This is a genomic window from Caenispirillum bisanense (genome assembly GCF_039523075.1).
In the GTDB taxonomy this organism is placed as follows: domain Bacteria; phylum Pseudomonadota; class Alphaproteobacteria; order Rhodospirillales; family Rhodospirillaceae; genus Caenispirillum; species Caenispirillum bisanense.
The window spans coordinates 47,131-68,011 of record NZ_BAAAEP010000003.1 but is presented as its reverse complement, the minus strand read 5'-3'; the positions used below and the strand labels follow the sequence as shown (position 1 = coordinate 68,011).

Genomic DNA, 20,881 nt, shown 5'->3' with positions numbered 1-20,881 from the left:
GGAGGGAGACACGCCCGGCGGGGTCCGCCCGCCGCGGATCAGGGCACCCGGAAGACCGGCGTGTAGTTTTCCGGCGGCAGGATGGTCTCGCGGGCGACGGAGCCGATGTTGTCCTTCGACACCACGAAGATCTTCGGCCCGACGTGCTTCACCACCTCCTGGTTCTCCAGCAGGCGCACCGCCTGGTCGACGGCGATGCGGCCCTGGATGACCATGGAATCGGCCGGCGCCGCCTCGATGAAGCCGCGCTGGATGCCCTGGTAGACGCCCGGCGTCATGTAGAAGGCGAGCAGGCCGATCCTGTCGGTCAGGCCGCGTTCGCGCAGCAGGCCCTGGGCGGCCTCGGCAGTGACGGCGGTGCCGGCGATGTAGCGGACGTCAGGGGTGGCCTGCAGCACGTCCTCCACCAGCCGCAGCTGGGCTTCCTTGCCGGTGTCGCCGTAGCGCGGTTCCAGCACCTGCACCGCCGAGCCGGCGACCGCCTCCATGAAGCCCTGGTGCGCCGCTTCCACCCAGCCGGCGCCGGCCGGGCCGGGGAACCAGCCCACTTTCACCGGCTCGCTGCCCGCCGGGTGCTTGGCGGCGAGGTAGCGGCCCGCCTCGCTGCCCATGGTGTGGAAGGACACCAGCGACTTGGCCGACAGCTCCGGCGAGGAAATGCCGTTGATGACGTCGATGACCGGGATGTTCTTGGCGCGCACCTCGCGCACCACGTTGTTCAGGCCGTCGAGGGAGATGGCGCCGATGATGACGGCGTCGGCGCCGCGGGCGACGCAGTTCTCGATCTGGCTGATCTGGGTGTTCAGCTCGGTATAGCCGCCGGCCTCCACCAGCGTCATCTTGACGCCCTGGCGCTTGGCTTCCTCGGCGACGCCGTAGTTCACGCCAAGCCAGTAGGCGTCCTTCATGTGCGGGAAGGAGACGCAGATGTCCCAATCCTTCGACGCCTTGGCCAGCGGCGAGTAGTCGACCGGGCGCACCTCGCCGTCGGCGGCGAAGGCGGGAACGGTTTCCTGGGCCGGGTACGGGAACCAGTCGGCGGCAAGGGCGCCGCCGGTCAGGGCCGTCGTCAGCGTCAGGGCAAGCGCAAGGGTTTTCATGTGGTGCCTCCACTGTCCTGTAGGTCTGTTCTGTCGTTTCTTGTGATCGTGCCCGCCGGTCGTTGAGCGCCGGCGGGCGGGCGCCCCGGCTTACGCCAGGGCGTCGCGCACCTTCGCCAGCAGGGCGGCGCGGTCGTGGCGGGCCTTCAGCGCCGCATCCATGTCGACCCGCACGAAGCGGACCGGTGTATGCGGCTGCAACTGCCCGATCAGGTCCATGTCGGCCGAGATCACGGCGCCGAGGGTGAAGTAGCCGCCGCCCGACACCGCATCGCGGTGCAGGACGATGGGCTCCGACCCGCCCGGCACCTGGATGGAGCCGTAGGAATAGCAGCCGTCGACGATGTTGGAGGGGTCCGATCCGGCGCCGAAGGGCTGCTCGCGCGGCTCGAACTCGATGGGGCGGCCGCCGCGGAAGCGGTAGCCCATGCGGTCGGCCTCCGGCGCCACCTTCCACTCGTCGTCGAAGAAGTTGCGGCCGGCCTGTTCGGTGATGAGGCGCCAGAACAGCCCCGGCAGCACCCGCAGTTCCGCCGGCGAGCCCGGCAGGCGGCGCAGGGCCGGTGCCAGGGTGCGGCCTTCCTTCACCGCGCCGCCGCGGCCGAGCGGCACCACATCCCCCACCGCCAGGGCGCGGCCGTGATAGCCGCCGAGGGCGCCGATGGCGTAGGTGGAGCGGCTGCCGAGGGCCGGCGGCGTGTCGATGCCGCCGGAGATGGCGATGTAGGCCCGCGCACCGCCGCGCAGGTAGTCGAAGGTGAGCGTCTGGCCGGCCTTTACCCGGAAGGCGGTCCAGGTCTCCACATGCTGGCCGTCGACGCGCGGCGGCATGTCGGCGCCGGTGACGGCGACCGTGCAGTCGACCTCGAACTCCAGCTGCGGCCCCATGAACACCGCTTCCAGGCCGGCGGCGCCTTCGTCGTTGCCGACCAGCAGGTTGGCGGCGCGCAGCGCGAAGCGGTCCATGGCGCCGGACATGGGAATGCCGAGGTGGAAGTAGCCGGGGCGGCCAAGATCCTGCACCGTCGTCAGCAGGCCCGGAGAAATGACCTTAAACGCCATAGAGAGCCTCCATCAGCCGCGCGTTGGTGCCGTCCATGTCCGCCTTGAAGGCGTCGAGGTCGAAGGTGACCTCACGGATGCGCGGCTCGTACCGCCCGGCCGCCACGTCGGCGGTGATGGCGTCGTATTCGGCCGCGTCGATGGGCTTCCACTTCACGATGTCGCCGGGGCGGAAGAACACCATGAAGTCCCGCAGGTGGGCGACGGTCTGGGTCGGGTCGTAGATCGGCACCGGAGTGATGCCGAACATCTGGTAGCCGCCGGCCCCGCGCACCGAGTAGATGCAGGCAAAGCAGCCGCCGTGGCCGATGGTCTGCTTCGGCGTGTCGGTGCGCGGCCGCAGGTATTTCGGCACCTGGATCTGCTTGTCGCGGTCGACCAGCTGATACAGGAACGGCAGCCCGGCGACGAAGCCGACCATGGAGACGAACCACGGGCTGGCGTGGTGGGCGGTGATGAAGTCGTCCACCGTGGCATAGCCGTTGATGCGCGCCGCGTAATCCAGGTCCGTCCCGCTCGGGTCCTGGTGACGTTCGCGGAAGCGCATCAGGGTGTCGTGCGTCCACGGGTCGCGGTAGAACACCGGCACTTCGATGATGCGGGTGCGGATCCGCTTCTCGCCCGCCTCGGCGGCGTGTTCCAGGGCCTGCAGCTCGGCCAGCAGGGCGTCGGGGGCGATGCGGTCGGGGTCGAACTTGACCTGGAAGCTGGCGTTGGCCGGGCACACCTCGGTCACGCCGGCAATGTTGGCGGCCCGTACCGCCTCGGTCATGGACAGGCTCTTGAAGAAGGCGTCCAGCGACATTTCTTCGTCCATTTCGACGAAGATGTGCTCATCGCCTCCGAACGAGTAACGAGTCTTCATCCGGTCCTCCCTATTCGGCAGCCAGGCTGCGGCCCGCAAGCCAGGGTTCGAGGAACTGGGTATGGAAGTCGCCGGCCCGCACCGCCGGATCGGCGGCCAGGGCGACGTGCAGCGGGGCGGTGGTCTTCACCCCGTCCACCCGCAGGTCGCGCAGCGCCGCCGCCAGCCGGTCGATGGCCGCCGCGCGGTCGGGGCCGTGGACGATCAGCTTGCCGAGCAGCGAGTCATAGAAGGGCGGGATGGCATAGCCCTCGTAGATCATGCCGTCGAAGCGCAGGCCCTCCCCTTCCGGGATGGAGAGCGCCCCGACCACGCCGGGGAACGGCATGAAGTTGTTGGCCGGGTCTTCGGCGTTGATGCGCACCTCCACCGCATGGCCGGTGAGGCGGATGTCCTCCTGCCGCAACGACAGCGGGGCGCCGCCGGCGACCCGGATCATCTCGGCGATCAGGTCGACGCCGGTCACCATCTCGGTCACCGGGTGCTCCACCTGGATGCGGGTGTTCATCTCGATGAAGAAGAAGGCGCCCGTCGCCGGCTCGTAGAGGTATTCCAGCGTGCCGGCGCCGCGGTAGCCGACGCTTTCCGCCAGGGCGACGGCGGAGCGGCACAGCTCGGCCCGGGTGGCATCGTCCAGGCAGGCGGCGGGCGCTTCCTCCCACACCTTCTGGCGGCGGCGCTGGAGGGAGCATTCGCGCTCGAAGCAATGGACGGCGCGGCTGCCGTCGCCGACGATCTGCACCTCGATGTGGCGGGCATCGCGCACCACCCGCTCCAGATAGAAACCACCGTCGCCGAAGGCGGCCTGTGCTTCGGCCTGGGCCTGCGGCACCAGCCGGCGCAGGTCGTCGGCGCTGTCGGCGACGCGGATGCCGCGCCCGCCGCCGCCGGCGGCGGCCTTGATCATCACCGGGTAGCCGATGGCCTCGGCCGCTTCCACCGCCGCCGCCACGTCGGCCAGACGGCCGTCGGAGCCCGGCACCACCGGCACGCCGGCGGCGATGGCGGCGGCGCGGGCGGCGGCCTTGTCGCCCATGGTGCGGATGGTGTCGGGCGACGGACCGACGAAGATCATGCCGGCCGCCTCCACCGCCTCGGCGAAGGCGGCGTTTTCGGCCAGGAAGCCGTAACCGGGGTGGACGGCATCGCAGCCGGCGTCGCGGGCGGCACCGACCACGGCGTCGATGTTGAGGTAGGAGTGCCTGGCGGCGGCGGGGCCGATGCAGACGGCGCGGTCGGCCAGGCGCACGGCGAGCATCTCGGCATCGGCCTCGGAATGGGCCTGCACCGTCTCGATCCCCAGCGCCTTGGCGGAACGCACCACCCGCACGGCGATTTCGCCGCGGTTGGCGATGAACAGCCGACGGATCGCCATCGGCCTCACCCTTCCAGCTCGGCCAGGACGGCGCCGGCGGTGACCGGCTGCTCGTTCTCCACCAGGAAGCGGGCGATGGTGCCGGCGGCGTCCGCCTTCACTTCCATGAAGGACTTCATCACCTCCACCAGACCGATGACGTCGCCGACGGCAACCGCATCGCCTTCCTTCTTGAACGGCGGTTCGCCGGGGGCGGCGGCGCGGTAGAAGGTGCCGGGCAGCGGGGAACGGATCTCGGGCATCGGGGGTCTCTCCCTTGTTGTGCGACTGTCCCTGTTCGATACGTGTGCGGCGGCGGCGGTCAGCGACTGCCACCGGCCTGGGCCACCACCTCCGCCGCCGGCGCGATGCGGATGCCGTTGTCGATCAGCGCCGCCCGCAGGGTGGTGCCGATGCGCAGGGCGCCGGGGGTGTCGGAGTGGAAGCAGATGGAGTCGAATTCGATATCGATGTCGTCGCCCTCCACCGTGCGGACCTTGCCCTCCAGGCAGGCGCGGACGCACTTGTCGGCGACCTCCTGCGGATCGAGCGGCCGCATGCGGCGGGCGAAGACGATGGAGCCGCTGCGGTCGTAGTCGCGGTCGGCGTAGAACTCGCGCACCACCGGCAGGCCGGCGGCACGAGCGACGGCATAGGTCTTCGAGACGTCCATGCAGAACAGCAGGGTCTCCGGGCTCGACTTCAGCAGCGCCTCGACCAGCTGTTCCGACAGCGTCTCGTCGCGCGCCACTTCCATGTACAGGGCGCCGTGCGGCTTGACGTGCTGCAGCCGCACGCCGTGACGGCGGGCGAACTCACGCAGGGCGCCCAGCTGGTAGAGGATGTCGTTGACCAGTTCCTCCGGCCGCGCCTGGATGACCCGCCGGCCGAAGCCCTGCAGGTCGCGGAAGCCGGGATGGGCGCCGAGGGCGACGCCGCGCTCCACCGCCAGCCGCACCACGCGGTCCATCAGGTTGGGGTCGCCGGCATGGAAGCCGGTGGCGACGTTGGCGGAGCTGATGAGGTCCATGAGGTCGTCGTCGGAGGCCTCCAGCGTCCACTGGCCGAAGCCTTCGCCGAGGTCACAGTTCAGATCGACGAGTCTGGCTGCCACGGTCCGTTTCTCCCTTGTTCAGGCGGGGGCGGCGGGCGTCGCGCCGGCCCTTGCTTCACCATCAAGGCTGCGGGACCGACCCCGCTTTGACAAATTTTATTTTCGGCTGCACCATTATCTGAAAAACTTGATTGCTGGCGATGAGGCAGCGGGCGCAACACCCTGTCTTTCCGCCAGCCGATCACCCCGCCTGCCCAATTTCTCGGCGCCTAATCAGATTTTGTCGCCTTACCCGTTCACAAAAACAGATAGAGCAAGCAGCCGATGTCGCTCAACTTTCGCCACGTCAAGTATTTCGTTGCGACGGCAAATCTTGGTCAGGTGTCGCGGGCGGCCAAGGAACTGTCCATCTCGCAGTCGGCCATAACCGCCGCCATCAAGGACCTGGAGACGGAAATCGGCGTGCGCCTGTTCGACCGCACCGCCCAGGGCATGCACCTGACGGAAGCCGGCCGCCGCTTCCTCGCCTCGGCCCACCGCATCCTGGCGAGCGTGGAGGAAGCGCTGCACCTGGACACCGGCGCCCACGACGTTGCCGGCACCCTGTCGGTGGCGGCCAGCTACACGGTCCTCGGCTACTTCCTGCCGCAGCACCTGGAGCGGCTGGAGCGCCGCTATCCCGACCTGCGCATCCAGCTGTACGAACTCAGCCGCGAGATGATCGAGGACGGGCTGGTCACCAACCGCTTCGACATGGCGGTGGTGCTGACCTCCAACATCGCCAACCCGGAAATCGCCACCGAAACGCTGATGAGCAGCCAGCGCCGCCTGTGGCTGCCCTCCGGCCATCCGCTGCTGGAGCGCGACTCGGTGGGGCTGAAGGATGTGGCGGAACAACCCTACATCATGCTGACGGTGGACGAGGCGGCGCATACGGCGTTGCGCTATTGGAACACCACCCCCTATCAGCCGCAGATCCGCCTGCGCACCTCGTCCATCGAGGCGGTGCGGTCCATGGTCGCCAACGGCCAGGGGGTGACCATCCTGTCGGACATGGTCTATCGCCCGTGGTCGCTGGAAGGCCGCCGCATCGAGACGGCGGTGCTGGCCCAGCCGGTGCCGCCCATGAACGTCGGCCTTGCCTGGCGGCAGGGGGTGGAGCTGACGCCGGCCATGCGGCTGTTCCGCACCTACTTCAGCAGCGTCTACCAGACCCCGGTGAGCCAGGTGGTGGCATGACAGGACGGCGGCGGCGACCGAAACCGCCGCCACCGCATCCATCCTGTCTGATGGCTGGCCCTATGTGCTCCGGCCCGGAGCCGGCGCGGCCTGACCGGCGGGCTTCTCCTGTCCGGCGGCGCTGTCCTTCGGCCGCCGCCGGCGGCGCAGCAGCGCCGCCAGTTCGCCGACGATGCCGCGGCGGAACAGCAGCACGCAGACCACGAAGATGACGCCCTGCACGATGGTGGTCAGCGCCCCCACCTGCGCCAGATAGTTCTGCATGCTGACCACCACGGCGGCGCCGACGATGGGGCCGAGCATGGTGCCCATGCCGCCGAGGATGGTCATCAGCACCACCTCGCCCGACATCTGCCACTGCACGTCGGTCAGCGACGCCAGCTGGAACACCAGCACCTTGGTCGACCCGGCCAGCCCCGACAGCCCCGCCGACAGCACGAAGGCGATCAGCTTGTAGCGGTCGGTGTCGTAGCCAAGCGAGATGGCGCGCGGCTCGTTCTCGCGGATGGACTTCAGGATCTGGCCGAAGGGCGAATGCACCGTGCGGTAGACGATGAAGACGCCAATCAGGAATACCGCCAGCACGAAGTAATAGATCGACAGGTTGGACTGAATGTCGATCAGCCCGAGCAGCGGCCGGCGCGGCACCCCCTGGATGCCGTCCTCGCCGTGGGTGAAGGGGGCCTGCAGCGACACGAAGAACACCATCTGCGCCAGCGCCAGCGTCACCATGGCGAAATAGATGCCCTGGCGGCGGATGGCGATGAGGCCGAAGGCAAGCCCGAGGCCGGCGCCGACGGCAATGCCGGTCAGCAGGGCGAATTCCGGCCCGAGGCCCCACTCCTTGGTCACATGGGCGCCGCAGTAGGCGGCGAAGCCGAAGAAGGCGGCATGGCCGAAGGACAGCAGCCCGACATAGCCGAGCAACAGGTTGAAGGCGGCCGCGAACAGGGCGAAGCACAGCACCTTGGCCAGGAACACCGGGTAGACCACCAGCGGCGCCACCGCCAGCGCCACCAGCCCGAGCGCGAGCCACAGGCCCTTGTGCGTCATGACGGACGGCATCATGCAGTCCTCCCGAACAGGCCGGCCGGCTTGACGATCAGCACGATGGCCATGATGACGAAGATGACGACGCTCGACGCCTCGGGCCAGAACACCCGCGTCAGCCCCTCAAACACCCCCAGCATGAAGCCGGAGACGATGGCGCCGAGGATCGACCCCATGCCGCCGATGACGACGACGGCGAAGACGACGATGATCAGGTGCGAGCCCATGATCGGATTGACCGAGTAGATCGGCGCCGCCAGCACCCCGGCGAAGGCGGCCAGCGCCACGCCGAAGCCGTAGGTCAGCGTCACCAGCAGCGACACGTTGACCCCGAAGGCGCGGACGAGGTCGGGGTTTTCCGTCGCCGCCCGCATCAGCGCGCCGAGCTTGGTGCGCTCGATGATCAGCCAGGTGGCGAGGCACATCACCAGCGAGGCGACGATCACCCAGGCGCGGTACTTGGGCAGGAACATGAAGCCGAGGTTGATGCCGCCCGACAGCGACGCCGGCAGCTGATAGGGCTGGCCGGAGATGCCGTAGATCTGGCGGAAGGTGCCCTCGATCACCAGCGCCAGGCCGAAGGTCAGCAGCAGGCCATAAAGGTGGTCGAGGTTGTAGAGCCGCTTGAGCAGCGTGCGCTCGATGACGACGCCGAAGGCGCCGACCACGAGGGGAGCAAGGATCAACGACGGCCAGTACCCGATCCCCAGGTACTGCATGGCCAGCCAGGCGACGAACGCGCCCAGCATGTAGAAGGCGCCGTGGGCGAAGTTGATGATGTTGAGCAGCCCGAAGATCAAGGCCAGCCCCAGACTCAGCACGGCATAGAAGGCGCCGTTGATGAGCCCGAGCAGCAGCTGCCCCATGAGCACGGGCATGGGTACGCCCAGAAAGTCGATCATGTCTCGCTCCCCTCGTGCATGATGCTGCCGGTTACTGCTTCACGAGGTAGCAGGTGCTTTCCGACAGGGGCATGAAGGCCTGGTCGCCGGGGATGTCGGACAGGATCTTGTAGTAGTCCCACGGCCCTTCGGACTCGTCGGGGGTCTTCACCTGCACCAGCTTCATGTTGTGGACCATGCGGCCGTCGGCGCGGATCTGGCCGTTCTTGGCGAACATGTCGTTGACCGGCAGTTCCTTCATCTGGTCGACCACCGCCTTGCCGTCGTCGCTGCCGATGGCGTCGATGGCCTTCAGGTAGTGGGCGACCGCCGAATAGACGCCGGCCTGCACCATGGTCGGCCGCTTGCCGCCGTGACGCTCGGCGAAGCGGTCGGCCCAGGCGCGGGAGTCCTCGTCCTGGTCCCAGTACCAGCCGGTGGTGATGGTCAGGCCCTGGGTGGATTCCAGGCCCAGCGAATGCACGTCGGTCAGGAACACCAGCAGGCCGGCGATGCGCTGGCCGCTCTGGGTGATGCCGAATTCCTGCGCCTGCTTCAGGGCGTTGACGAAGTCGCCGCCGGTGTTGGCAAAGGCGATGACGTCGGCGCCCGAACCCTGGGCCTGCAGCAGGTAGCTGGAGAAGTCATTGTTCGGGAACGGCGCCCGCACGCTGCCCACCACCTCGCCGCCGGCCGCCTTCACCGCCTTGCTGGTGTTTTCCTCCAGGCTGTGGCCGAAGGCGTAGTCGGCGGTGATGAAGAACCACTTCTTGGCGCCCTGCTCCACCAGCGCCCGGCCGGTGCCGTTGGCGAGGGCATAGGTGTCGTAGGTCCAGTGGACGCCGGTGGGCGAGCACTTCTCGTTGGTCAGCGCCGTGGTGGCGGCGGTGGAATTGAGGTGGACCTTGCCCTTGTCCTTGGTCACTTCCTGCACCGCCAGGGCGGCGGCGGAATTGCCGACGTCGACCACCACGTCCACCTTGTCGGCGTCGATCCACTGGCGGGCGACGTTGGCGGCGATGTCGGCCTTGTTCTGGTGGTCGGCGGAAATCACCTGGATCGGCGTGTCGCCGATCTTGCCGCCGAAGTCCTCCACCGCCATGCGGGCGGCCAGGACCGAGCCTTCGCCCGCCAGGTCGGCATAGACCCCCGACATGTCGTCAAGCACGCCGATCTTCACCACCCCGTCGGAAATCTCCGCCTGGGCGGCGCCGGCCAGGGCGGTGGAGGCGATGCCGGCCAGCAGGGCCGTCTTCAACTTGGTCATTCGGTTTCTCCCTGGTGTGTTCAGCGGGGCCGCCCGGGCGGCCACCACGGTCAGACGCCGAGGTAGGTCTTGAGCTTCTCGCGGCTCGCTTCGACCTCGGCGCGGGTGATCATGTCGATGACGTGGCCGTGCTCGACCACGTAGTGGCGGTCGGCCACGCCGGCGGCGAAGCGGAAGTTCTGCTCCACCAGCAGGATGGTGAACCCGCGGTCGCGCAGGGTGCGGATGACCTGCCCGATCTGCTCGACGATGACCGGGGCGAGGCCCTCCGTCGGTTCGTCGAGCAGCAGCATGGTCGCCCCGGTGCGCAGGATGCGGGCGATGGCCAGCATCTGCTGCTCGCCACCCGACAGCTTGGTGCCCTGGCTGCGGCCGCGTTCCCGCAGGATGGGGAACAGGCCGTAGACTTCTTCAAGGCTCATGCCGCCGCCGCGGATCACCGGCGGCAGGGTCAGGTTCTCGGTGACGTCGAGGGAGGCGAAGATGCCGCGCTCCTCCGGGCAGAAGGCCAGCCCGAGCCGTGCCACCTGATTGGCCTGCAGGCCGATGGTCTCGCGCCCGTCGAAGGTCACCGATCCCTGGCGCTGGCGAACCAGCCCCATGATGGAGCGCATGGTGGTGGTCTTGCCGGCGCCGTTGCGGCCGAGCAGCGTGACCACCTCTCCCTTGCCGACCTCGAAGGCCATGCCGTGCAGGATGTGGCTTTCGCCGTACCAGGCCTGGAGGTCGCGGACGGTCAGCAGGGCGTCATTCATGCTCGCTTCCCATGTAGGCGGTGATGACTTCGCGGTTGGACGAAATCTCGGCATAGGTGCCCTCGGCCAGCACCTGACCGCGCTGGAGCACGGTGATGGTGTCCGACAGGTCGGCGACCACGTTGATGTTGTGCTCCACCATCAGCACGGTGCGGCCCTGCGCCACCCGGCGGATGAGGGCGGCGGTGCGCTGGATGTCCTCGCTGCCCATGCCGGCCATGGGCTCGTCCAGCAGCATGACTTCCGGCTCCAGCGCCATGGTGGTGGCCAGTTCCAGGCTGCGCTTGCGGCCGTAGGGCAGTTCGGCGGCGAAGCTGTCCTCGAACTCCGCCAGGCCGACGTCGGCGATCAGTTCCCGCGCGCGGTCGTTCAGGCTGTCCAGGCAGCGGTCGGAGCGCCAGAACTGGTAGCTGTTGCCCATCTTGCGCTGCAGGGCGACGCGCAGGTTCTCCAGCACCGTCAGATGCGGGAACACCGACGAGATCTGGAAGCTGCGCACCATGCCCATGCGCGCCACATGGGCCGGCCTGGCACGGGTGACGTCGCGGCCATTGAGCAGGATCTGGCCGCTGCTGGGCTGCAGGAACTTGGTGATCAGGTTGAAGCAGGTGGTCTTGCCGGCCCCGTTCGGCCCGATGAGGGCATGAATGGTGTGCCGCCGCACCCGCAGGTTCACCCCGGAGACCGCCAGGAAGCCGCGGAACGACTTGGACATGTCGCGGGTTTCGATGACGTAGTCGTCATGGGCTGCCATCGGTTTCACTCCCACCCCATCAGCGTGTGGCTCTGTTCGCGCATGAACTGCGGCACGTACCACGGCCCGAGGCCGCCCTTGCCGGTAAGGCCGGAGCCCTTCCAGCCGCAGAAGGTCTGGATGCCGGGCCAGGCGCCGGTGGTGGCGCCGCTTGGCCGGTTGGCGTAGAGCACGCCGGCCTCCGCCGTCGCCAGGAACTGCTCGATCTCCGCCAGCTCGCGGCTGTAGAGGCCGGCGGTCAGGCCGTAGCGGACGGCATTGCCGGCGGCGATGGCGGCATCCAGGTCGATGAAGCGGCGCACCGTGAGGACCGGCAGGAACAGCTCGTCCCGGTGCAGCCGGTGGTCGTCCGGCAGGCCGGCGATCACCGTCGGCCGCACGTAGCAGCCGCCGTCGTACACCCCGCCGCGCAGCACGTCGCCGCCGCAGAGGATGGTGCCGTCGGCGCGGCCGGCGGCGCAGGCCTCATCGAACCGGCGCAGCGCCGCCTCGTTGATGAGCGGCCCCATGAAGACGCCGGCGTCCTCCGGGTTGCCGACGGTCAGCGCCTCGGTCGCCGCCGTCAGGCGCTCCAGGAAGGCATCGTGCACGGCGTCGGCGACGAAGACAGTCGACAGGGCGCTGCACTTCTGCCCCTGCAACCCGAAGGCGGAGCGCACCACGCCGGCCACCGCCACATCAAGATCGGCGGAGGCGGTGACATAGGCCGGGTTCTTGCCGCCCATTTCGGCCAGCACCGGCCGCGCCTGCGGGCCGGCGGCGAAGCGGCGGAAGATGTCCATGCCGACGGCGTGCGATCCGGTGAAGGCGACGCCGTCGATGCCGGGGTGGGTGAGCATCGCCTCCCCCGTCGCCGCACCGCCGCACAGCAGGTTGAGCACGCCGTCCGGCAGGCCGCCGGCGACGAAGCACTCGACGATCAGCCGGCCGGTCAGGCCGGCCAGCGGGCTCGGCTTGTAGACCACCGTGTTGCCGCCGACCATGGCGGCGGTCATCATGCCGGTCGACAGCGCCACCGGGAAGTTGAACGGGGCGATCACCGCGAAGACGCCGTAGGGGCGCAGCACGCAGCGGGTCGCCTCGTGGGGGAAGGCGCGCTGCATGGGCCGGTCGAAGCCGTCGGCGCGCTCCATCTCGTCGCAGTAGTAGCGGATGAGGTCGATGGCTTCCTCCACCTCGCCCACCGCTTCCAGGCGCGACTTGCCGACTTCCAGCAGGGCGGCGGCGGAAAGCTCGTACTTGCGCCGCTCCATGGCGACGGCGCCCTGGCGCAGGATGGCGAGGCGTTCCGCCCACGGCCGCCGGCCCCAGTCGCGTCCGGCCTCGGCGGCGGCGGTCACCGCCCGGTCGACGGCGCCGGCACCGGCGGCGGTGAAGCGGCCGAGCAGCAGGGCGCGGTCGATGGGGCTGGCGGCGTCGTAGGCCTCGCCGTCGCTGTCGTCGTCGGCGCCGCCGATGCGGTTCGGCTGCGCCCGCCCGAGCAGGTGGCGGCGCACGGCCGGCAGCACCGCGTCCAGGTGGGCATGGACGGCGGAGAAGTCCTCTCCGGTATTGGAATAGGTCACGCGCGGCAGCGCGGGCCGGGTCACCGGCATGGTCATGGAGTGCCTCCCTTGGGGCCGGACGCCTTCAGGCGCCTCTTGTTGGCGGTGGGTGTCAGGCGGTGGCGGTCTTGTGGCGCTGGGCCATCCAGATGCTGAGAAGGAACTGGTCGGCGTCGGCGTGGGCGAGGTGCGGCGCCTCCACCTGGGCGGCGATGGCGCGCTTGGTCATGCGCAGCACCGGCGCCGGCACCGCCGCCGCCTCGGTCGCGAGGCGCAGGGCTTCGGCCACGGCGGCGCCATCCTCGACCACCGCATCGGCAAGGCCCCAGGCCTCGGCGGTGGCGGCGTCGATCTGCAGGTCGGTGAACAGCGCCCGCTTGGCCCGCGCCGGCCCGACCAGCGCCACCAGACGCGGCAGGGTGCCCCAGGCGAGGTTGAAGCCGAGGCGGGCCTCCGGCAGCCGCATGCGGGCGCTGCGGGCCATCACCCGCCAGTCGAGCGCCTGCGCCAGCACCGCGCCGCCGCCGATGGCGGCCCCTTCGACGGCGGCGATGGTCAGTTGCGGCAGCGCCGCCCAGGCCTCGCACAGCGCCTTGCCCTGTTCGGCGGCGGCCAGCGGGGCCGGCGACAGGGTTTCATCGGGCGCGCCCCACAGGGCGGGGTCGGAAAGGTCGATGCCGGCGCAGAAGACGCGGGCGGTGCCGGTCAGCACCACGGCGGCAAGATCGCGGTCGGCGCGCAGATCATGGGCCACGGCGGTCAGCTCGGCCATGGCGGCGGCGCTCAGGGCATTGGCGGCACCGCCGCGGTCATAGCGCACCACGGCCACCGCGCCGTCCCGCTCCACCGTCACCACTCCCATCAGACGTTCTCCCCGGCAGCGTCGTTGGCTCTTAGAACCCTTTTGACATACTACGGAGTATGTTGCAATAGTTCCATGCCGGCCGTGGCGGCAGAGGACGCAGCGAAGCCCATTGAAACACCTGGGGCGCCGCCCGCGAACCCCGCCCGTGTCGCGCCGGAAGACTAAGCCACAAGACTCAGCGGTATGGCGCCACGGCGCCGGAACCCAGGGAGGCCGACCACGATGACCGCCGACGACCCCTCGCGAATCCCTCCGCCGGAGGACTGTGTGCTGCGCGATCTGCTGGGAAAGCAGGCCCGGTGCTTCCCCGACCGCGAGTTCGTGCGGTTCTGGAAAGGCGAGACCTGGACCTATGCCCACACCCTCGCCCGCGTGCGCGACCGCGCCGCCGCCCTGCGCCGCGCCGGGGTGCGCCAGGGCGACCATGTGCTGTGCTGGATGGGCAACGGGCCGGACCTGCTGACGGCGTGGTTCGCCATCAACCTGCTGGGCGCCGTCTACGTGCCGATCAACACCGGGGCGCGCGGCCGGCCGCTGGAACACATCCTGGATGATGCCGACGCCGCCACCCTGATCGCCCACCGCGCCCTGCTGCCGCGGCTGGCCGACCTGTCGCCGGGCAAGGTGACGACCATCCTGACCGTCGGCGACTCGGCCGACTCCCCTGCCGCCCCTGCCCTCGCCGGCGTCAGCATCGCGCCGCTGACGGACGTGGCGGCCACCGCCGACGACCTGGCGCTGGAGCGGCCGATCCAGCCGTGGGACGTGCAGGCGATCATGTACACCTCCGGCACCACCGGCCCGGCCAAGGGGGTGGTGTCGTCCTACGTCCAGCTCTACACCATGGGGCCGGACGCCATGGCGGCGGTGACGGAAGACGACTGCTGCATGATCTGCGGCCCCATCTTCCATTGCGGCAGCACGCTCTATGTCTACGCCGTGCTGGCCCATGGCGGCACCATGGCGATGGTGCCCGAATTCCGCACCGCCGATTTCTGGCCGGCGATCCGGGATACCGGGTCGACGGTGGTGCTGCTGTTGGGCGTCATGGCCAACTTCCTGCTGAAGGCGCCGCCCACCGACCAGGACCGCGACCACCCGCTGAAGAAGGCCTTCATCGTGCCCTTCGGCGAGGATGCCCCCGCCTTCCACCAACGATTCGGCGTCGACCTCCACACCGTCTACAACATGACGGAGATCGCAAGCCCCCTCACCGCCGGCCCCGGCATCAGCGAAGCGGGCCTCGCCGGCACGCCGCGCCCATGCTTCGAGCTGCGGGTGGTCGACGCCAACGACCAGGAGGTGCCGACCGGCCAGGTGGGCGAGCTGATCATCCGCTCGTCGCGGCCGTGGGCGCTATGCAGCGGCTACTACAAGCAGCCGGAGGCGACGCTGAAAGCCATGCGCAACGGCTGGTTCCACACCGGCGACGCCTTCCGCAAGGACGACCAGGGGCGGTTCTTCTTCGTCGACCGCATGAAGGACGTGATCCGCCGGCGCGGCGAGAACATCTCGTCCTTCGAGCTGGAGACGGAGATCTGCGCCCACCCAAAGGTGCGCGAAGCCATGGCCCTGGCGGTGCCGAGCGCGGTTACCGAGGACGACGTGCTGGCGGTGGTGACGCCGGTGGAGGGCGAGACGCTCGACCCGGCGGACCTGATCGCCTTCCTGGCGCCGCGCCTGCCCCACTTCATGGTGCCGCGCTACGTGCGGGTGGTGGACGACCTGCCGAAAACCGCCAGCGGCAAGCTGCAGAAGCACGTCCTGCGCACCCAGGGCCTCACCCCCGACACCTGGGACCGCGAGGCGGCCGGCGTGCGCCTCGCCCGCGAAAAACTGTCCTGACCACGAGAAGACAACCGGCGGCGGATCGCTCCGCCGCCGGCTCTGCCCGCTGTGTCGGGGTTACCCCGCCGCCAGCCCGTTCATGATGGTGTCGACGATCTTTTCCGCCAGGATCAGGCGGTCGTCGTGGGTTTCGCCGCTGCGCGGGCGGTACCAGATGCAGATCCAGTTCAGCGCCCCGAGCGCCGCCTTGATGGCGACCGACACGTCGTTGGTGCGGATGGAGCCGTCCTCCACCCCCTCGTAGGCCACCGACTTGAACAGCGCCTCGAAGTCGTTGCGGATGGTCATCAGCTCGTCCAGCACCCGGCGCTGGGCCGGGGTGGTGGCCGCCATGCGGTGCATGTGGACGCCCTGCACCACCACCGTCTCGAACGGCAGGTTCTCCATCATCGCCAGGGCATGGCGCAGGAACATGGCGCGCAGCCGCGCCGCGCCCGGCTCCGGCCCGCGCGCCACCGGCCGCACCGCGTCGAAATTGCGGCGCATGCCCTCGCGGTGGACGTCGAAGAACAGGTCGGTCTTGGAGCGGTAGTAGTGATACACCCGCCCCTTGGTCGCCCCCAGGCGCCGCGCCACGTCGTCGATGCTGGTGGCGTGGAAGCCCTGCTCCATGAAGCATTCGGCGGCCGCCTGCAGAAGCTCCGCATTGCCGCTCTTGTCGCTGCGCGGCGCTTCGCGGAGCGTCGTTTTCACCATCTTGTCCGTCCCGTTCCAGATCCCACGCTGCCTGCCGGCGGTGTGCCCCGCCGTTGCCGCCGGGCCACCCGCCCCACCGCGGTGGGCACACATACCATTACATCGCGCGCCAGCCCATTCCCAGCCGCCACGCTCCGGCGCCGCCCTGCCCCGGCCACAGGCCCCTGGACAAGTCGTGACGGCGTGACATACTACTTAGTATGTTCTTCGGCGCCTTGGCAAGCTCAACCGCCCTGGCCGCCACCGCTCAAGTCCGGGAGAGAGAGACGGATGCCGCCTGCCATCACCATTGCCGACCTGGCCCGCCGCAAGGGCGCCGAGATCGGCGTGTCCCGCTGGTTCCTGCTCGATCAGCCGACGGTGAATGCCTTCGCCGACCTGACCGAGGACCACCAGTTTATCCACGTCGATCCGGCCCGCGCCGCCGCCGACAGCCCCTTCGGCGGCACCATCGCCCACGGCTTCCTCACCCTGTCCATGCTGACCGCCATGAGCCTCGACATACTGCCGGGTATCGAGGGCGCCGCCGTCAGCATCAACTACGGCTTCGACCGCATCCGCTTCCTGACCCCGGTGCCGGTGGGCAGCCGGGTGCGCGGGCGCTTCACCCTGACCGACCTGGTGGACAAGGGGCGCAACCAGCACCTCGCCACCTATGCCGTCAGCGTCGAAGCGGAAGGCCTCGCCCGCCCCGCCCTGGCCGCCGACTGGCTGATCCTGACCGTGCTCAAGTAAGGAGTTTCCGCATGTCCCTGAGATTCGACGGCCGCGTCGCCATCGTCACCGGCGCCGGCACCGGCCTTGGCCGCAGCCACGCCCTGGCCCTGGCCGCCCGCGGCGCCCGCGTGGTCATCGCCGACATGGCGGGCGCCGACGCGGTGGCCGAGGAAATCACCGCCGCCGGCGGCGAGGCCATGGCCGCCCGCCTGGACGTCACCGACGCCGCCGCCGTGGATGCCACCGTCGCCCGCGTCATGGAGTCGTGGGGCCGCATCGACATCCTCATCAACAACGCCGGCATCCTGCGCGACAAGACCTTCGTGAAGATGTCGCTGGAGGACTTCCGCGCCGTCGTCGACGTCCACCTGATGGGCGCCGCCACCTGCACCAAGGCGGTATGGGCGATCATGCGGGAGCAGCAGTACGGCCGCATCCTGATGACCACCTCCACCTCCGGCGTCTACGGCAACTTCGGCCAGTCCAACTACGGCGCCGCCAAGGCCGGTCAGGTCGGGCTGATGAACGTGCTGCACCTGGAAGGGGCGAAGTACGGCATCCACGTCAACGCCCTGGCGCCCACGGCCGCCACCCGCATGACCCAGGACCTGTTCGACGCCGAGGCGCTGGCGGCCCTGAAGCCCGAATACGCCACCCCCGCCGCCCTGTTCCTGGTGTCGGAGGACGCCCCCAGCCGCACCGTCATCCTGGCCGGCGCCGGCACCTATGCCCGCCTCGCCATCGTCGAGTCCGAGGGCGTGTTCCTGCCCGAAGGCGAGCGCACGCCGGAAGCGGTCGCCGCCGCCTTCGACCGCATCGCCGACATGGCCGCGCCGACCGAGTTCGGGTCGGGGCCGGAGCATGTGGAACGCATCCTCTCCCGCGCCGGCGCCGCCCGCCGCGCGGCGCAGTGACCGGCGGGGAGGCACGGCCGTGAGAGAAGCCGTCATCGTCGCCACCGCCCGCACGCCCATCGGCAAGGCCTATCGCGGCGCCTTCAACGACCTGGAGGCGCCGGCGCTCGGCGGCCACGCCATCCGCCACGCCCTGGAGCGGGCGCAGGTCGCCCCTGCCGAGGTGGACGACGTCATCCTGGGGGCCGCCCTGCAGCAGGGCACCACCCACATGAACATCGCCCGCCAGAGCGCCCTGCGCGCCGGCCTGCCGACCTCCGTCGCCGCCATGAGCGTCGACCGCCAGTGCGCCTCCGGCCTCATGGCCATCGCCATCGCCGCCCGCCAGATCATCGCCGACGGCATGACGGTGGTGGTCGGCGGCGGCCTCGAGTCGGTGTCGCTGGTGCAGACGGAGCGCATGAACACCCACCGCTGGCGCGACCCGTGGCTGGTGCAGCACCGGCCGGACATCTTCATCTCCATGGTGGAAACGGCGGAGATCGTCTCCCGCCGCTACGGCGTCAGCCGCGAGGCGCAGGACGCCTACGCCGTGCAGTCCCAGGCCCGCACCGCCGAGGCCCAGGCCGCCGGCCGCTTCGATGCCGAGATCGTGCCGCTGACCGCCACCATGGCGGTGGTCGACCGCGAAACCGGCGCAGTCACCCGCCGCGAGGTCACCCTGACCCGGGACGAAGGCAACCGCCCCGGCACCACCCTGGACAGCCTCGCGAAGCTGGCGCCGGTGTTCCGCGACGGCCAGCAGGTGGCGGAGGGCGCCTTCGTCACCGCCGGCAATGCCTCGCAGCTGTCCGACGGCGCCTCGGCCTGCGTGGTGATGGAGCGGCGGGAGGCGGAACGGCGCGGCCTGGCGCCGCTCGGCGTCTATCGCGGCATGGCGGTGGCCGGCTGCGATCCCGACGAAATGGGCATCGGCCCGGTCGCCGCCGTGCCCAAGCTGCTGGCCGCCCACGGCCTGCGGGTGGACGACATCGGCCTGTGGGAACTGAACGAGGCCTTCGCCGCCCAGGTCATCCCCTGCCGCGACCGCCTGGGCATCCCCGACGAGCGGCTGAACGTCAACGGCGGCGCCATCGCCATCGGCCATCCCTACGGCATGTCGGGCGCCCGCATGGTCGGCCACGCGCTGATCGAGGGCCGGCGGCGGGGCGTGACACACGTCGTCGTCACCATGTGCGTCGGCGGCGGCATGGGCGCGGCCGGGCTGTTTGAAGTCGCCTGAGCGGAGGACTCCCCACCATGACCACCCTCACCTTTGAAACCACCCCGCGCCTGCTGTGCGAAACCGGCGGCATCCGTCACCTCGGCCGCCTGTGCGCCGAGCTGGGCGCCCGCCGGGTGCTGCTGGTCACCGATCCGGGGCTGGTGAAGGCCGGGCTGCTGGCGGGGGCGGAAGCCTCCCTGGCCGAGGCCGGCCTTGCCTGCGTCCGGTTCAGCGAGGTGGAGGCCGACCCGCCGGAAGCCTCCGTCGAGGCCGCCGTCGCCATGGCGCGGGGCGAGGCCATTGATGCCGTCGTCGGCCTCGGCGGCGGCAGTTCCATGGATACGGCGAAGCTGGTCGCCCTGCTGTGCGGCACCGACCAGCGGCTAGCCGACATCTACGGCATCGGCCTCGCCAGGGGGCCGCGCCTGCCGCTGATCCAGGTGCCGACCACCGCCGGCACCGGGTCGGAGGTGACGCCCATCTCCATCGTCACCACGCCGACGCAGGAGAAGAAGGGCGTCGTCAGCCCGCTGCTCTACCCCGACATCGCCCTGCTGGACGCCGGCCTGACCCTCGGCCTGCCGCCGGCGGTGACGGCGGCGACCGGCATCGACGCCATGGTCCACGCCATTGAGGCCTATACCAGCCGCCACAAGAAGAACCCCATCTCCGACGCCCTGGCGCTGAAGGGGCTGGCCCTGCTGGCCGCCAACATCGACCGGGTGATCGCCGACGGCGGCGACATCGAGGCGCGGTCGGCCATGCTGCTCGGCTCCTGCCTTGCCGGCATGGCCTTCGCCAATGCGCCGGTGGCGGCGGTGCATGCGCTCGCCTATCCCCTGGGCGGCCATTTCCACGTGCCGCACGGCCTCAGCAACGCCCTGGTGCTGGCGCCGGTGCTGGCCTACAACCGGCCGGAGGCGGAGGCGCTCTATGCCGAGCTGGCGGCGGTGGTCTGCCCGCAGCAGGCCGGCAGCGGCGGCAGCGGCGCCGCCTGCGACGCCTTCATCGCGGCGATGACCGCCATGGTCCGCCGCATGCCCTTCGCCCAGACCCTGCGCGAGGTGGGCATCGGCGAGGACGCCCTGCCCCTGCTGGCCACCGACGCCATGAAGATCGAGCGTCTTCTGGTCAACAATCCGCGCGCCATGACCTACGATGCCGCCCTGGACATCTATCGTTCCATTCTCTGACCGCCCGGAAGGAAGCCCGCCATGAGCCGCAAGACCGAAGACCGCTCGGCCTACCCGCATTTCCTCACCATTCCGACGCGCTGGATGGACAACGACGTCTACGGGCACGTCAACAACGTGGTCTATTACAGCTACTTCGACACGGTGGTGAACCGCTACCTGATCGACGCCGGGGTGCTGGAGATCGAGACCAGCCCGGTCATCGGCCTGGTCATCGAGACCAGCTGCAACTACTTCGCTCCCATCACCTTCCCTGACCGGGTGGAAGCCGGGCTGCGGGTGGCGAAGCTCGGCAACAGCAGCGTGCGGTATGAAGTCGGCCTGTTCCGCGGCGACGACCCGACGCCGGCGGCGGCGGGGCACTTCATCCACGTCTACGTCGACCGCGAAAGCCGCCGCCCGGTGCCCCTGCCCGCCCCCATGCGCGAGGCCCTGGCCCGCATCACGGTGACCGCCGACGCCCTGTAAACGGCGGCGGAGGGGCGCCCGCCGCCCCTCCCCGACTCTCTCCCGCCTCTC

21 protein-coding genes are annotated in these 20,881 nt (G+C 69.9%); 7 read left to right on the top strand and 14 right to left on the bottom strand.

Translation table 11 applies throughout. The annotated features are described in order from the left end of the window. Positions 1 to 38 precede the first annotated feature (38 nt). From torT to ABD056_RS03100, 6 genes are all read right to left on the bottom strand, one after another. Positions 39 to 1,100: a TMAO reductase system periplasmic protein TorT gene (gene torT / locus ABD056_RS03125; RefSeq protein ID WP_343864317.1), complete on the bottom strand. Its 1,062-nt coding sequence runs from the start codon at positions 1,098 to 1,100 to the stop codon at positions 39 to 41. Positions 1,101 to 1,190: 90 nt separating this feature from the next. Further along, positions 1,191 to 2,162 carry a 5-oxoprolinase subunit C family protein gene (locus tag ABD056_RS03120; protein ID WP_343864315.1) on the bottom strand — a complete coding sequence of 324 codons (972 nt, stop codon included), beginning with the start codon at positions 2,160 to 2,162 and terminating at the stop codon, positions 1,191 to 1,193. After that, the gene (locus ABD056_RS03115; RefSeq protein WP_343864313.1) at positions 2,152 to 3,027 is read right to left on the bottom strand and encodes a 5-oxoprolinase subunit B family protein; all 876 of its coding nucleotides are present in this window, start codon (positions 3,025 to 3,027) and stop codon (positions 2,152 to 2,154) included. Before ABD056_RS03115 ends, ABD056_RS03120 begins: the two co-directional genes overlap by 11 nt. A gap of 10 nt (positions 3,028 to 3,037) precedes the next feature. Further along, a complete protein-coding gene (locus ABD056_RS03110; protein ID WP_343864311.1) occupies positions 3,038 to 4,402 on the bottom strand; it encodes an acetyl-CoA carboxylase biotin carboxylase subunit in 1,365 nt (454 codons plus the stop codon). Positions 4,403 to 4,407: 5 nt separating this feature from the next. Further along, positions 4,408 to 4,644: an acetyl-CoA carboxylase gene (locus ABD056_RS03105; protein WP_343864309.1), complete on the bottom strand. Its 237-nt coding sequence runs from the start codon at positions 4,642 to 4,644 to the stop codon at positions 4,408 to 4,410. A 59-nt stretch (positions 4,645 to 4,703) separates the two neighbouring features. Continuing rightward, positions 4,704 to 5,495, bottom strand: coding sequence for a 5-oxoprolinase subunit PxpA (locus tag ABD056_RS03100; protein ID WP_343864307.1), 792 nt, complete (start codon positions 5,493 to 5,495; stop codon positions 4,704 to 4,706). Between the two features lie 264 nt (positions 5,496 to 5,759). On the opposite strand from ABD056_RS03100, the gene ABD056_RS03095 reads away from it, so the two are divergent. After that, complete coding sequence (locus ABD056_RS03095; RefSeq protein ID WP_343864304.1) at positions 5,760 to 6,674, top strand: LysR family transcriptional regulator; 915 nt, start codon at positions 5,760 to 5,762, stop codon at positions 6,672 to 6,674. A 60-nt stretch (positions 6,675 to 6,734) separates the two neighbouring features. On the opposite strand, the gene ABD056_RS03090 is transcribed toward ABD056_RS03095, so the two are convergent. Genes ABD056_RS03090 through ABD056_RS03060 form a run of 7 tightly spaced genes read right to left on the bottom strand, consistent with a single transcriptional unit; the run spans position 6,735 to position 13,787 of the window. Then, positions 6,735 to 7,742, bottom strand: a complete 1,008-nt coding sequence (locus ABD056_RS03090; RefSeq protein WP_343864302.1) for a branched-chain amino acid ABC transporter permease — start codon at positions 7,740 to 7,742, stop codon at positions 6,735 to 6,737. After that, entirely contained in the window at positions 7,739 to 8,626 is an 888-nt protein-coding gene (locus ABD056_RS03085; RefSeq protein WP_343864300.1) for a branched-chain amino acid ABC transporter permease, read from the bottom strand. Before ABD056_RS03085 ends, ABD056_RS03090 begins: the two co-directional genes overlap by 4 nt. Before the next feature lie 31 nt (positions 8,627 to 8,657). Next, positions 8,658 to 9,872: an ABC transporter substrate-binding protein gene (locus tag ABD056_RS03080; protein ID WP_343864298.1), complete on the bottom strand. Its 1,215-nt coding sequence runs from the start codon at positions 9,870 to 9,872 to the stop codon at positions 8,658 to 8,660. A gap of 50 nt (positions 9,873 to 9,922) precedes the next feature. Continuing rightward, positions 9,923 to 10,627 carry an ABC transporter ATP-binding protein gene (locus ABD056_RS03075; protein WP_343864296.1) on the bottom strand — a complete coding sequence of 235 codons (705 nt, stop codon included), beginning with the start codon at positions 10,625 to 10,627 and terminating at the stop codon, positions 9,923 to 9,925. Continuing rightward, positions 10,620 to 11,381, bottom strand: coding sequence for an ABC transporter ATP-binding protein (locus ABD056_RS03070; protein WP_343864294.1), 762 nt, complete (start codon positions 11,379 to 11,381; stop codon positions 10,620 to 10,622). The genes ABD056_RS03075 and ABD056_RS03070 overlap by 8 nt, the downstream gene beginning before the upstream one ends. 5 nt (positions 11,382 to 11,386) lie before the next feature. After that, positions 11,387 to 12,982: an aldehyde dehydrogenase family protein gene (locus ABD056_RS03065; RefSeq protein WP_343864292.1), complete on the bottom strand. Its 1,596-nt coding sequence runs from the start codon at positions 12,980 to 12,982 to the stop codon at positions 11,387 to 11,389. Between the two features lie 55 nt (positions 12,983 to 13,037). After that, entirely contained in the window at positions 13,038 to 13,787 is a 750-nt protein-coding gene (locus tag ABD056_RS03060) for an enoyl-CoA hydratase/isomerase family protein (protein WP_343864290.1), read from the bottom strand. A 225-nt stretch (positions 13,788 to 14,012) separates the two neighbouring features. Between ABD056_RS03060 and ABD056_RS03055 the strand changes: the two genes are divergently transcribed. After that, on the top strand, positions 14,013 to 15,635 hold the full coding sequence (locus ABD056_RS03055) for an AMP-binding protein (protein WP_343864288.1): 1,623 nt from the start codon (positions 14,013 to 14,015) through the stop codon (positions 15,633 to 15,635). A 60-nt stretch (positions 15,636 to 15,695) separates the two neighbouring features. Here ABD056_RS03055 and ABD056_RS03050 read toward each other — a convergent pair whose 3' ends face one another. Then, on the bottom strand, positions 15,696 to 16,334 hold the full coding sequence (locus ABD056_RS03050) for a TetR/AcrR family transcriptional regulator (protein WP_343864286.1): 639 nt from the start codon (positions 16,332 to 16,334) through the stop codon (positions 15,696 to 15,698). A 270-nt stretch (positions 16,335 to 16,604) separates the two neighbouring features. Here ABD056_RS03050 and ABD056_RS03045 point away from each other — a divergent pair, with 270 nt between their 5' ends. Genes ABD056_RS03045 through ABD056_RS03025 form a run of 5 tightly spaced genes read left to right on the top strand, consistent with a single transcriptional unit; the run spans position 16,605 to position 20,830 of the window. Further along, complete coding sequence (locus tag ABD056_RS03045; RefSeq protein ID WP_343864284.1) at positions 16,605 to 17,069, top strand: MaoC family dehydratase; 465 nt, start codon at positions 16,605 to 16,607, stop codon at positions 17,067 to 17,069. Positions 17,070 to 17,080: 11 nt separating this feature from the next. Continuing rightward, positions 17,081 to 17,965: an SDR family NAD(P)-dependent oxidoreductase gene (locus ABD056_RS03040; protein WP_343864282.1), complete on the top strand. Its 885-nt coding sequence runs from the start codon at positions 17,081 to 17,083 to the stop codon at positions 17,963 to 17,965. Between the two features lie 19 nt (positions 17,966 to 17,984). Then, positions 17,985 to 19,187 carry an acetyl-CoA C-acyltransferase gene (locus tag ABD056_RS03035; RefSeq protein ID WP_343864280.1) on the top strand — a complete coding sequence of 401 codons (1,203 nt, stop codon included), beginning with the start codon at positions 17,985 to 17,987 and terminating at the stop codon, positions 19,185 to 19,187. A gap of 17 nt (positions 19,188 to 19,204) precedes the next feature. Then, positions 19,205 to 20,362: an iron-containing alcohol dehydrogenase gene (locus tag ABD056_RS03030; RefSeq protein ID WP_343864278.1), complete on the top strand. Its 1,158-nt coding sequence runs from the start codon at positions 19,205 to 19,207 to the stop codon at positions 20,360 to 20,362. A gap of 21 nt (positions 20,363 to 20,383) precedes the next feature. After that, a complete protein-coding gene (locus ABD056_RS03025) occupies positions 20,384 to 20,830 on the top strand; it encodes an acyl-CoA thioesterase (protein ID WP_343864276.1) in 447 nt (148 codons plus the stop codon). Positions 20,831 to 20,881 lie beyond the last annotated feature (51 nt).